Annotated in this window: 11 protein-coding genes; 8 read left to right on the top strand and 3 right to left on the bottom strand. The window is 67.6% G+C overall.

Going from position 1 to position 12539, the window contains the following annotated elements; all coding sequences use genetic code 11:
• Positions 1–59: 59 nt before the first annotated feature.
• On the bottom strand, positions 60–770 hold the full coding sequence (locus CDO44_RS12570; RefSeq protein ID WP_087780546.1) for a glutathione S-transferase N-terminal domain-containing protein: 711 nt from the start codon (positions 768–770) through the stop codon (positions 60–62).
• A 110-nt stretch (positions 771–880) separates the two neighbouring features.
• Here CDO44_RS12570 and CDO44_RS12565 point away from each other — a divergent pair, with 110 nt between their 5' ends.
• Positions 881–2161, top strand: a complete 1281-nt coding sequence (locus CDO44_RS12565; RefSeq protein WP_233146159.1) for a citrate synthase — start codon at positions 881–883, stop codon at positions 2159–2161.
• 3 nt (positions 2162–2164) lie between these two features.
• Here the strand turns inward: CDO44_RS12565 and CDO44_RS12560 are convergent, their stop codons facing one another.
• Entirely contained in the window at positions 2165–3064 is a 900-nt protein-coding gene (locus tag CDO44_RS12560; RefSeq protein ID WP_087780545.1) for an alpha/beta fold hydrolase, read from the bottom strand.
• Between the two features lie 63 nt (positions 3065–3127).
• Positions 3128–4195: a tartrate dehydrogenase gene (locus CDO44_RS12555; RefSeq protein ID WP_087780544.1), complete on the bottom strand. Its 1068-nt coding sequence runs from the start codon at positions 4193–4195 to the stop codon at positions 3128–3130.
• 136 nt (positions 4196–4331) lie between these two features.
• Here CDO44_RS12555 and CDO44_RS12550 point away from each other — a divergent pair, with 136 nt between their 5' ends.
• The 7 genes from CDO44_RS12550 to CDO44_RS12520 all read left to right on the top strand — a co-directional run bounded on the left by CDO44_RS12550 (position 4332) and on the right by CDO44_RS12520 (position 12532).
• Complete coding sequence (locus CDO44_RS12550; protein ID WP_087780543.1) at positions 4332–5252, top strand: LysR family transcriptional regulator; 921 nt, start codon at positions 4332–4334, stop codon at positions 5250–5252.
• Positions 5253–5513: 261 nt separating this feature from the next.
• Positions 5514–6890, top strand: a complete 1377-nt coding sequence (locus CDO44_RS12545) for an acyclic terpene utilization AtuA family protein (protein WP_087780542.1) — start codon at positions 5514–5516, stop codon at positions 6888–6890.
• 10 nt (positions 6891–6900) lie between these two features.
• On the top strand, positions 6901–7215 hold the full coding sequence (locus CDO44_RS12540) for a hypothetical protein (protein ID WP_087780541.1): 315 nt from the start codon (positions 6901–6903) through the stop codon (positions 7213–7215).
• Positions 7212–8810 (top strand): acyl-CoA carboxylase subunit beta, encoded by a 1599-nt coding sequence (locus CDO44_RS12535; RefSeq protein ID WP_087780540.1) that lies wholly within the window; start codon positions 7212–7214, stop codon positions 8808–8810. The genes CDO44_RS12540 and CDO44_RS12535 overlap by 4 nt, the downstream gene beginning before the upstream one ends.
• 1 nt (position 8811) lies before the next feature.
• Positions 8812–10767 (top strand): biotin carboxylase N-terminal domain-containing protein, encoded by a 1956-nt coding sequence (locus tag CDO44_RS12530; protein ID WP_087780539.1) that lies wholly within the window; start codon positions 8812–8814, stop codon positions 10765–10767.
• A gap of 141 nt (positions 10768–10908) precedes the next feature.
• Complete coding sequence (locus CDO44_RS12525; protein ID WP_087780538.1) at positions 10909–11730, top strand: IclR family transcriptional regulator; 822 nt, start codon at positions 10909–10911, stop codon at positions 11728–11730.
• Positions 11720–12532 (top strand): IclR family transcriptional regulator, encoded by an 813-nt coding sequence (locus CDO44_RS12520; RefSeq protein ID WP_087780537.1) that lies wholly within the window; start codon positions 11720–11722, stop codon positions 12530–12532. The genes CDO44_RS12525 and CDO44_RS12520 overlap by 11 nt, the downstream gene beginning before the upstream one ends.
• The last annotated feature ends 7 nt before the right edge of the window (positions 12533–12539 follow it).

The raw sequence follows: 12539 nt of genomic DNA, 5'->3' as shown, positions 1-12539 counted from the left end.
CTATTCCCACCCGCGCCATCATGCCGCCCGCATCCGCCGTGGCTTGTTGCAAGCCGCCGTCAAGCGGCCGGAGCCGCCGGGATGAGCAGCCCCCGCTTGACCGCGGGCCGCTCCACGAACGCGTCCAGCACGCGGGTCACATTCGGGAAGTCGGCAATTCCCACGAGATCGCCCGCGCCATAGAAGCCGACGAGATTGCGCACCCAGGGGAAAGTGGCGATGTCGGCAATGCCGTAGTCGTCGCCGAGGATCCAGGCCTTGCCATCCAGTTGCCGGTCGAGCACGCCCAGCAGGCGCCGCGATTCGGCGGCGTAGCGGTCGCGCGGACGCTTGTCCTCGTAGTCCTTGCCCGCGAACTTGTGGAAGAAGCCGACCTGGCCGAACATCGGGCCGATGCCGCCCATCTGGAACATCACCCACTGCAGGGCCTGGTAGCGGCCGGCGGGATCCTGCGGGATGAAACGCCCGGTTTTCTCCGCGAGGTAGACCAGGATCGCACCCGACTCGAACAAGGGCAGCGGCTTGCCGCCGGGCCCCTCGGGATCGATGATGGCCGGAATCTTGTTGTTCGGATTGAGCGACAGGAATTCCGGGGACATCTGGTCCTGGGTGTCGAACGCCACCCGGTGCGGCTCGTAAGGCAGGCCGGTCTCTTCCAGCATGATCGAGACCTTGACGCCGTTGGGCGTGGGCAGCGAGTAGAGCTGGATGCGGTCCGGATGCTGCGCGGGCCATTTGCGGGTGATCGGGAAAGCGGAAAGATCCGTCATGGGGCATCCTTTCTTGAAGTTGCAGCCGACACCGTACACTATCCGCGCAGAAAAAATCGATCCCCACCCATTCGCTCGATGCGCGGCAACGCCGCCGCGCCGGTAACCCGATGACCCGCACCCAGGAAGATGCGCCGCGCAAGGACTACCTCAGCGCCAAAGAGGCGGTCGCGCTGCTCGGCATACGCATGCAGACCTTGTATGCCTACGTCAGCAAGGGCTGGATACGCAGCGTCAAGCAGGCCGACACGCGCCAGCGCCTGTACCTTCACGAAGACGTCCTGCGGGTCAAAGCCCGTTCCAGCGCCCGCTCGGGGCACGGCGCGGTAGCCGCCTCGGCCATGAACTGGGGCGAACCCATCATTCCGACCTCCATCACCGAGATCCGCGCCGACGGCCCGCACTACCGGGGCCACTCGGCGGTGCGGCTGGCGCGGGCCCACGCCAGCTACGAATCGGTCAGCGAACTGCTGTGGACAGGCGTGTGGGACGATACGCCGCGGCGATGGGAAACCGGGCTGGCGCCATCCCAGCGCGCCGCGCTGCTCGAATCGCTGGCACCGCCCAAGTCCAACAGCGGCCTGCTCGAAATCATGGCGATCGTGACCCTGCGCCTGGGCATGTCGCGCGGTTCGGTGGAAGACCGGGTGCGCGGCGGCCACATGCACGAGGCGGCACGCCAGCTCATCAAGACCTTGGCCGGCTGTTTCGGCCTGGTCTCCCGCAAGCGCCGCTTCCACGCGATCCCCGACGAGGCCTCGATGGCGGAGGGGCTGCTGGCCGCGCTCGACATCCCGGCCAATCCCGCCAATCTCGAGGCGATGGAAGCATTCCTGGTGCTGTTCGCCGACCACGAACTGTCCCCCAGCACCTTCGCGGCCCGCGTCGCCGCCTCGGGCGGCTCCAGCCTGCACAGCTGCATGGCCTCGGCCATTTGCAGCTCCGCCGGCATCCACCTGGGCCGCATGTATGACCGCATCGAAGACTTCCTGCGCAGCGCCGACACCGCCGCCGGCCTCATGCAGCGGGCTCGCGCCCAGCACGGGCGCGGTTCGAGCATCCCGGGCTTCGGCCACCCGCTCTATCCCAAGGGCGACGAACGCGCGGCATTGCTGATCGAGCTGGCGCGCAAGCGGCCGCGGCAAAAAGCGGCGCTCGAGCAGATCTACCCCTTTATCGAAACGGTGGAACGGGAGTTCGGGCTGCATCCCCGCCACGAGCTCGGCGGCATCGTCCTGGCCATCGCGATGGGCGTGCCGCGCCAATCGGTGGGGACGCTGTTCACGCTGGCCCGCATGGCGGGCTGGGTCGCGCACGTGCAGGAACAGCGCCTCAGCGGCATGCTGCTGCGGCCGCGCGCCAAGTTCGTCGGCGCGGCCGGCGAGCCATGACGGTCAGGAGCCGACGGGCCAGAATGCCTTGATCTCGGCCCACAAGGCGTCGGGCGCCTCCTCGGCGATGTAGTGGCCGCTATCGAGAGCCCGCCCGTCGACGTCGGACGCCTGCCTGCGCCAGAGTTCCAGCACGTCGAAGTAGCGCCCCACGACGCCGCGTCCGCCCCATAGCACGCGCAACGGGCAGTCCACGCGATGGCCCTTGTCGCGATCGGCGCGGTCGTGCTCGAGGTCGATGGCGGCCGCCGCCCGATAGTCCTCGCAAATCGCGTGCGGCCAATGCGGATGGCGGGCGCAGCGTTCGTACTCGGCCAGCGCGCGCTCGGTGAACGGCGCCAGCCCCGCATGGCGGCCGCCCATGATGGACCGGACGTAGAAAGCCGGGTCGGCCTCGATCAGCCGTTCGGGGAAGGGCGCCGGCTGGATCAGCCAGAACCAGTGGTAATAGGCCTGCGCGAAACCGCGCGTGGTGCCTTCGTACATGTCCAGCGTGGGCGCGATGTCCAGCAGCATCATGCGCTCGACGCGCCCGGCGTGGTCCAGGGCCAGCCGGTGAGCCACACGGGCGCCGCGGTCGTGGGCCAGCACGCCGAAGGTCTCGTAGCCGATGCAGCGCATCACCTCCACCGCGTCGACCGCCATGGTGCGCTTGGAGAACGCCGCGTGCCCGGGGGGTTCGTCGGCCGGCATGCCGCTGTCGCCATAGCCGCGCAGGTCGATCGCCACGCAGGTGAAATGATTGGTCAGCCGCGCCCACAGCTTGTGCCACATGGCGTGGGTCTGCGGATGACCGTGCATCAGCAGCAGCGCCGGCCCCGTGCCGCCCACCCGCGTGGCGATATCGACGCCGTTCACATGGAAATGCTGCAGCCGGTCATTGAACAGGGAGATCTCGGACATGCCTCTTCCTTTGCGTGGAGACGATAAACCCGCGCGCCGGCCGGTGCCGCGCCAGACAACGCCCTAGGCGCGCGCGACGATTTCGGCCACGGCCTTGCCCACGTCCGCCGTCACCGCCTTGCCGCCCATGTCGGGCGTGCGCGGCCCCTCGGCCAGTACCGTTTCGATGGCCGCGAGGATGGCGTCGTGCGCGCGCTTGTAGCCGAGGAATTCCAGCATCAGGGCGCCCGACCAGATCTGCGCGATGGGATTGGCGATCCCCTTGCCCGCGATGTCGGGCGCCGATCCGTGCACGGGTTCGAACAAGGACGGGAAGCGGCGGTCGGGATTGAGGTTGGCGGACGGCGCGATGCCTATGGTGCCCGTGCAGGCCGGCCCGAGGTCGGAGAGGATGTCGCCGAACAGGTTGGACGCCACCACCACGTCGAACCAGTCCGGGTGGAGCACGAAGTTGGCGGTCAGGATGTCGATATGGAACTTGTCCACCCGCACGCCGGGATAATGGCTCGTCATCGCCTCCACCCGCTCGTCCCAGTACGGCATGCTGATGGCGATGCCGTTGGACTTGGTCGCGGACGTCAGGTGCTTTGCCGGGCGCGAGGCCGCCAGCTCGAACGCGAACTTCAGCACGCGGTCCACGCCCGTGCGCGTCATGACCGTTTCCTGCAGCACGACCTCGCGCTCGGTGCCCTCGAACATGCGGCCGCCCACGCTGGAATACTCGCCCTCGGTATTCTCGCGCACCACGTAGAAATCGATGTCGCCCGGCTGGCGGTTGGCCAGCGGCGACGGCACGCCCGGCATCAGCCGGACCGGGCGCAGGTTCACGTACTGGTCGAACTCGCGGCGGAACTTCAGCAGCGATCCCCATAGCGACACGTGGTCCGGCACCGTGGCCGGCCATCCCACCGCGCCGAAGAAGATCGCATCGTGCCCGCCTATCCGTTCTTTCCAGTCGTCCGGCAGCATCGCGCCACGCTTGGCGTAATACGCGCACGAAGCGAAATCGAAACTGTCGAAAGCGAGCCCGATATCGAAACGCGTCGCCGCCGCCTCCAGCACGCGCAAGCCTTCGGGAACGACCTCGGTACCGATACCGTCGCCCGGTATCACTGCAATGCGATGGACCATGGATGACACTTCCTCGTCGTAGTCGGACCCGGCGCAAGCCGATGCGCGGCGGGTGGATGGGATTAAGAAGAGTGTATCTCGCGCTTGTCCTTAATAATTGAACGAGATAAAAACCATTATTGAATCGAAGTTAATAATGGACACGATCTCAGATCTCGCCTTTTTTTCCCTGCTGCTGCGCCACGGCAGCCTGTCGGCCGCGGCACGCGAACTGGGCCTGTCCACGCCGGCCGTCAGCAAGCGCCTGCAACGCCTGGAGCGGCGCCTGGGAGTGCGGCTGCTCAATCGCACCACGCGCCGCATCGCCCTCACGCACGAAGGCGAGGTATACCTGCGCCAAGGCACGCGCATCCTGGCCGAGGTCGAGGAACTCGAACATACCGTCGGCCGCAGCCGCGACGAGCCCCGCGGCCTGCTGCGCATCAACGCCACCCTGGGCTTCGGCCGCCATCACATCGCTCCCGCCCTGTCGGACTTCGTCAAGCGCTTTCCCGCCGTGCAGGCCCAGCTCCATCTCACCGACCGGCCCGCGAATCTGCTGGATGAATCCTTCGATGTCTGCGTCCGCGTCGGCGACCTCCCCGACGCCCGCCTCATCGCCCGCAAGATCGCCTCCAACCGCCGCCTGCTCTGCGCCTCCCCGCTCTACCTGAAACGCCATCCGCCTCCCACCTCGCCCCGCGACCTGGCGCGCCATCCCTGCATCGTCATCCGGGAAAACGACAGCGCACACGGAACCTGGCACCTGCACTCGGGCAACCGCAAGGAAACCGTGAAAGTGCGCGGCCCGCTCAGCGCCAACGACGGCGAAAGCGCCCTGCTCTGGGCGCTCGAAGGCCACGGCATCATCATGCGTTCGGAATGGGAAGTCGGCGCGTACCTGCGCTCGGGGCGGCTGGCGGCCGTGCTGGAAGACTGGCATACGCCCTCGGCCGACATTTTCGCGCTGTATCCCGAACGACAGAACCTGTCGGCCAAGACCACGGCCTTCGTGGAGTTCCTCGCGGACCGCTTCGCGCACCGCCGGCGGGGCAAGGAAGACGGGCTGTCGTGGTGATGGCTGTCCTCTTCGAACCGGAAGCGAACCTGCGCCTGCCTTGACGGTCTCCGGCTTCGAGCTTGCCTGCGCCCGATGCGGGCAGGTCCACCCCTTCGCCGCGCCGTCATCAATCCATCGAAATCCGTCTCTTTACACTGGCTCGGTTTCTCTATAAATTAAAAAATAAAACGGAATTTATTTTAATAAAATGAAATTACAAAGTCCCGGCACATCGGCGCGCCCTTGCGCAAGCCGTTGCGGGGACAAGGAGCGGAACAAATGAAAGACACCGTCCGATTGGGCGCCGGATCCGGTTTCTGGGGAGACGCCATGGACCCGGCCATGGAATTGCTGGAAAAAGGCGCGCTCGACTATCTGTGCTTCGACTTTCTGGCCGAACTGACCATGTCGCTCTTGCAGCGGCAGAAGCTCAAGGATCCGGACAGCGGCTACGTCCCCGACGCCGTCCACACCATGAACGCCATGCTGCCGCTCGCGCGGGAGCGAGGCACCCGGCTCATTTCCAACGGCGGCGGCGTCAATCCCCGCTCGGCCGCGCGCAAGATCGTCGAGCATGCGCAGGCCACCGGACTACGCGGTACACGCGTCGCGGTGGTCGAAGGCGACGACGTGCTCGGCAAGCTCGACGACATCCTGGCCAGCGGGCTGACCCTGGCCAACCTCGACACTGGGGATGAAGACTTCGCGTCCATCCGCGCGCGGGTGGTTTCCGCCAACGTCTATACCGACAGCGCCGGCATCGTCGAAGGCCTGCGCGGCGGAGCCGACGTCGTCGTCGCGGGCCGCGTCTCCGACAACGCGGTCTACGTGGGGCCGTTGGCCCATGAGTTCGGCTGGACTGGCGACGCCGCCCACGTGGACCGCTACGCCGCAGCGGTAACGATGGGGCACATCGTGGAATGCGCGGCCGCATGCACCGGCGGCATGTCGTCGCGCTTCGACGAGATGCCCAATATGGGCCGCGTCGGCTTTCCGATCGTCGAATTCCGGCCGGACGGCACCGCCGACATCACCAAGCTTCCCGGCACCGGCGGACGCGTCGATCTCTTCACCGTCAAGGAACACCTTGTCTACGAGATCGCGGACCCCACCCGTTACCTGATGCCGGACGCCGTCGCCGACTTCACTTCCCTCACGCTTTCCGAATCCGGTCCGGACCGCGTCACGGTGCGCAACGTTCGCGGCAAGCCGGCCCCCGACCTGCTCAAGCTCGTCATCGGCTACCAGGACGGCTGGATCGGCGAAAGCCTGGCGTTCTTTCCCTGGCCGCGCGCCTACGACCGCGCGCTCAAGGCGCGCGACACCATGATGGAGCGCTTCGAGCGGCTCGGGCTCAAGGCCGAACAGATCCACTTCGACCTGGTCGGCCTCGACACCCTGCACGGGCCTGCCGCGCCGCGGCCGGCACGCGCCCAGGCCAACGAATTGAACGAGATCGGCCTGCGATGCGCCGTACATGCCCGCACGCGCGAAGAAGCCGACAAGGTAAGAAGGGCCGGCGCGCAACTCTGGATCATGGGCCCCGGCGGCACGTCCTTCGGCGCCCCGCTCAAGCCGCGGCCGGTCATCTCGCTGTGGCCGACGCTAGTGCCCCGTGAATTCGTCAAGCAGACCACCGACATCATCACCGCGTAGGAAACTGGCCATGACCCAGCTCAAAGACATCGCATACGTCCGGTCCGGAGACAAGGGCGACGTATGCACGATAGGCCTGATCGCCAAGCGACCCGAGGATTTCGACCGCCTGCTGGCGAGCGTGACGCCCGAGAAAATACGCGAGCTGTACGGGGATTGGGTACGCGGGGACATAAGCTGCCATCCCATGGCGAACATCCACGCCGTCGTCGTCGTCATGCGCGGGGCGCTGGGAGGCGGAGCCACGCGCACGCTGCGGCTCGACCAGACGGGCAAGTCGCTGGGCTACGCACTGCTTCGCCTGCCGGTGGAGCGCGCGGCATGACGACGCTCCACGCCTCGCTGCGCCCCTCTTCTCCCGACTTCGGCGACAATCTGGCGGTCTACGCCGGGCTGCGCGAACAGCACGCGCGGTTGCGCGAAACGGCGATCGCCGGCGGCGGCGAGAAGGCCAGGGAAAGGCATCTCGCGCGCGGCAAGCTACCGGCCCGGACCCGCGTGAATGCGCTGCTGGATCCCGGCACCCCGTTCATGGAGATCGGCCAGCTCGCCGGCCACCGCCTGTACGAAGACCCGACGCCGTCGGCCGGGATCGTCACGGGCGTGGGCATGGTGTCGGGCACGCCCTGCATGGTCATGGCCAACGACGCGACCGTCAAGGGCGGCACGTACTATCCGGCCACCATCAAGAAGCAGATCCGGGCGCAGGCGATCGCGCGCGAGAACGGACTTGTCTGCATCTATCTCGTCGACTCCGGCGGCGCCTACCTGCCGATGCAAGAGGATATCTTTCCCGACGAACATCACTTCGGACGCATCTTCAGAAACATTGCCGAAATGTCGGCGCTCGGCATAAAGCAGGTCGCCGCCGTCATGGGTTCCTGCACGGCCGGCGGCGCCTACATCCCGGCCATGTGCGATGAAACCGTGATCGTGAAGGATCACGGCACCATTTTCCTCGGCGGGCCGCAGCTCGTTCGCGCGGCTACAGGCGCCATCGTGGACGCCGAGACACTCGGCGGCGCCGACGTGCATACGCGACTGTCGGGCGTGGCGGATCACTACGCCGCCAACGACCGGCATGCGCTGGATATCGTCCGCGCCATCGTCGGCCGTCCGGCCCGTCACGCCGCCGTGGCGCCCCCGCGCCCCGTCCGGGAACCCTTGTACAGCCCGGAGGAACTGCCGGGGCTGATTCCCGCCAACGCCAAGCATCCCATCCCCGCCAGGGAAATCCTGGCACGGTTGATGGACGGCAGCGAGCTGCACCCCTACCGCGAACGCTACGGCACCACGCTCATCTGCGGCACGGGATCGATAGGCGGCTATCCCGTCGGCGTGCTTATCAACGATGGCGTGCTGTTCCGCGAAAGCGCGCAGAAGGCGGCCAACTTCATCGAGCTCTGCTGCCAGAGCGCGATTCCGCTCGTCTTCCTGCACAACATCAGCGGCTTCATGGTCGGGGTGGAGTACGAGCAGGGCGGCATCGCCAAGGACGGCGCCAAGATGGTGAACGCCGTCGCCACCGCGCGCGTGCCCAAGTTCAGCGTCATCGTCGGCGGCAGCTACGGCGCGGGCAACTACGCCATGTGCGGGCGCGCATTCGGCCCGCGGCTGATGGCGATGTGGCCCAATGCCAGGACCTCCGTCATGGGCGGGGAACAGGCCGCCACGGTCCTGGCCCTGGTGCGCGAAGAGCAGTTGGCGGCCAAGGGCGAGACACTGGGCAACGCGGAGGCGTTCAAGCAGCCGATACGCGACCACTATGCCGCCCACGGCACCGCCTTCCACGCGGCGTCCCGGCTCTGGGTCGACGCGGTCATCGACCCGGCCGACACGCGCCAGTGGCTCACCCTGGGGCTGGCCCTGGCCCACGGCGCGCCGGCGCAAGACACGCGCTTCGGCATCTTCAGGATGTGACATGTTCAAGCGGATACTCATCGCCAACCGCGGAGAAATCGCCTGCCGCATCGCCCGCACCTGCGCCCGGCTGGGCATCGAATACGTGTCGGTGTTCTCGTCGGCGGATGCCGCGAGCCCTCACCTGGACGGCGCCGTCGCGACCGCCTGCCTGGGCGACGGGCCGGCGCAGGACAGCTACCTGAACATCGCCGGGATCATCACCGCCGCCCGCGAGCACGGCTGCGATGCCGTCCATCCCGGCTACGGCTTCCTTTCCGAAAACCCCGGCTTCGCCACGGCGGTCGCCCAGGCTGGCCTGGCCTTCATCGGCCCCCGGGCGGATACGATCGCCGCGCTCGGCGACAAGGCCCGGGCCAAGGCACTCATGCGCGCGGCCGGCGTACCCACCGTCCCGGGAACGGACGAGGCGATCGACGACCCGGTCCGGCTCGCGGCCATGGTCCGCGCCACCGGACTGCCGGTCCTTCTCAAGCCTACCGCCGGTGGCGGCGGCAAGGGCATGCACGTCATCCGGACCGGCGAGGGACTGGACGAGGCCATCGGGTCAGCCATACGCGTCGCGCGCAGCAGCTTCGGCGATGGCCGGCTCATCGTGGAGAAATTCATCGAACGGCCACGCCACATCGAAGTCCAGATATTCGGCGACCGTCACGGCAGCGTCGTCCATCTGTTCGACCGTGAATGCTCGCTGCAGCGGCGCCACCAGAAGGTCATCGAGGAAGCGCCTTCCCTGGGACTCGACGAGACGATGCGCGCAAGGCTGCTCGAAGCCGCCGTCCGCGGCGCGCAAAGCATCGGCTACATCAATGCGGGCACGTTCGAATTCATCGTCTCGCAGGAACAGCAGTTCTATTTTCTCGAGGTCAACACCCGCCTGCAGGTCGAGCACCCGGTCACCGAGGCGATCACCGGCCTGGACCTGGTCGAATGGCAGATCCGGATCGCGGCGGGAGAACGCCTCCCGCGCTCGCAAGCCGACATCCGCGCCTCGGGACATGCGGTCGAATGCCGGGTCTACGCCGAGGATCCGGCCAACGGTTTTCGCCCCGCGCCCGGCCGCGTGGACCATGTCCGCTGGCCGGCCCAGGCCCGCGTAGATGCGGGCATACGCGCCTCGGGCGCCGTTCCGCCGTTCTACGATCCCATGGTCGCGAAACTGATCACTCACGCAGCGACCCGCGAAGACGCCCTGGCCGGCATGCGCGGCGCGCTGCGGGACACGGTCCTGCTGGGGCTGACGACCAATCTCGGATATCTGCGTCGGATACTGGAGGATCCGGCCGTCGCGGCGGGCGATATCCATACCGGCTATCTCGATACCCGCCTGGCCGACCTTGCCGCCCCCGGCGATACGCGGCTGGCCGCAGCCTGCGCCGCCGCCGCATCCGTGGACACGGCGGCGGCCGGCCCCTGGAGCGCGCGGGGCTGCGCCGGGCCGATGGACCGCGCGGCGCTGAACCCCGATGCGCCGCTCGGCGAAACGCAGGTCCGCGACGGCGGCACGCCCATCGGCGTCATGCTCGTCGCGCGCCGCGGCGAGCGTCTCGCGCTGCGCGTGGGCGAATGGCTGGTCGAAACGACACTGGCTCCCGCGGCCGACGGATTGCGCAGGGGCGAGCTGGGCCCGCTGCCATGGACGGCTCGCCTGTCGGAGGAAACGGTGGCCATGCAAATCGGCGGGGACGGCTATTGCCTGGATATCTCGCACGACGACACCGGCCGATCGCTCCTGGCCCCGGGCGCGGCGCGCGCCCCCATGCCCGGGGTGATCACGCTGCTGTCTGTCAAGGCCGGCGATACGGTACAGGCGGGCACGACGCTCGCGGTGGTGGAGGCCATGAAGATGGAAAACCGCGTGCTGGCCGACGTGGACGGCCTGGTGCGGGCCGTACGCTACGCCGTGGGCGACCATGTGGACGCGGGCGACCTGCTGATCGAACTCGAGCCGCTGTGAACCGCCGCGAGCGCCTGTTTCCCGATCGCATATTTTATTTCGCGCCGGCTTTCCATCTACTGGAACCTCTTTCGGAATCAGTCATTTCACGCAGCCCCTAATGGTATAAATGCACGAAATTCCATTTTGTCGCCATCACGCATGAACGCCCCCGGCCCGGCCTCCTCCTCCGCGGAAAACGTACGCGTACTCGCCCGCGGCCTGGCGGTGCTCCGGGCATTCGAACCCGCCAACGTCTGGCGCTCGAACGCCGAACTGGCGACGCTGACCGGTCTGCCCAAGCCGACGGTCTCGCGGCTGACGGCCAATCTCACGACCAGCGGCTATCTGGCCTATTCGCCGGAGCGAGGGCAGTATCGCCTGGGCGCCGCCGTCCTGGCGCTAGGCTACGCCGCGGCATCCAATCGCGACATCCGCAAGCTGGCCCGGCCGCTCATGCAAGCCGTGGCCAACCGCCATCACGCATCGGTGGTGCTTGCCTCCGCCGATGGGAACGCCATGACCTGCCACGAGGTGCGCCACAGCGAAGATATGCTGTTCACGCTAAGGGTACGGGCCGGATCGCGGCTGAATCTCGGCCAGTCGGCCCTCGGGCGGGCCTACATCGCTTCGATGGAGGCGGCGGACCGCGCCCGGTTCCTGGCCGCGCTCGCGGTGGCGGAACCGCAGGGATGGCCCGCCCGCCGCGCGCAGATCGACGCCGCCGTCCAGCAGATGGCCAGACATGGATACTGCACGGCAGCCGGAACGCTGGAAAGCGGCACCAACGGCATCGCGGTATCCATCGACACGCCGGCCGGCAAGAACGGCTACTCGGTAGGATGCGCAGTTCCCGCCGCCGTTTTCTCCACCGACCGCCTGGAGGCGGAAGTCGGACCGGATCTGCTCGCCCTCAAGCATCGGCTGGAACAGGACCTGCGCGGTTCCTCCGCCGCCACGCCTTTCTCCCCGCATGCGACGTAGAAAAATAGACGCCGGCGCTACCGCCCCGCTGGCCGAGGCCCTCGCTCCGACGCAGGTCGACTCCTTGCAGCGCGGCCTCGAGGTCCTGCGGCTTTTCGACGGCCGCCAGAACGCCCTGAGCATCAGCGACATGGCCACCCGGTTGGGCCTGACCCGGAGCACCACGGCCAAGCTCGTCGGCACCCTGGAGTCGTTCAATTTCCTGCGCCTCGACGCGACGGGCGAGGCCTATGAGGCGCATGCGGCATGCCTGGCCCTGGGCTCCGCGGCGCGCCAGGGGCTGGACGTGGTCCACGTTGCCACGCCGCACATGCGCGCCCTCTGCGAGCGATTCGGCGTGCACATCAGCCTGACCTGCCGCGACCGCCTGCACATGCTGGTGCTGGAGCACCTGGTTCCCGACGAGCAGCCCACGCTCGGCCTGCAGACCGGCGCACGCCTGCCCATGGCCGCGTCGGCTTCGGGGCGCGCCTACCTCTGGGCGCAAAAACCGGTCTTCCAGGCCGAGCTCATCCAGTTGCTCAAGCAGAGCGGCCAGGAAAGCGTCTACCGGTTCATGCCCGGCGTATACGCCGCCTTCCAGGAACTCGAGCAGAACGGCTGGTGCTTCCTCGCGTCCCCGGTCACGCGCCAGTCCAATTCCATCGCCACGCCGATCCCGTCGCCCACCACGGTCGACCATGTGCTGGCCGCCATGTCCGTGGGCGGCGTGGACGAGGAAAGGCGGCTGCGCGAGGACATCGGCCCCGAACTGCTGGCGGCGGCGGCGGAAATCGGTCGCGAGCTGGAAAGCATGGCCTGACGGCTGT

The organism is Pigmentiphaga sp. NML080357, assembly GCF_002188465.1.
Classification (GTDB): Bacteria; Pseudomonadota; Gammaproteobacteria; order Burkholderiales; family Burkholderiaceae_B; genus Pigmentiphaga.
The sequence above is the reverse complement of the archived record's forward strand: the minus strand, read 5'-3'. Positions and strand labels throughout refer to the sequence as shown.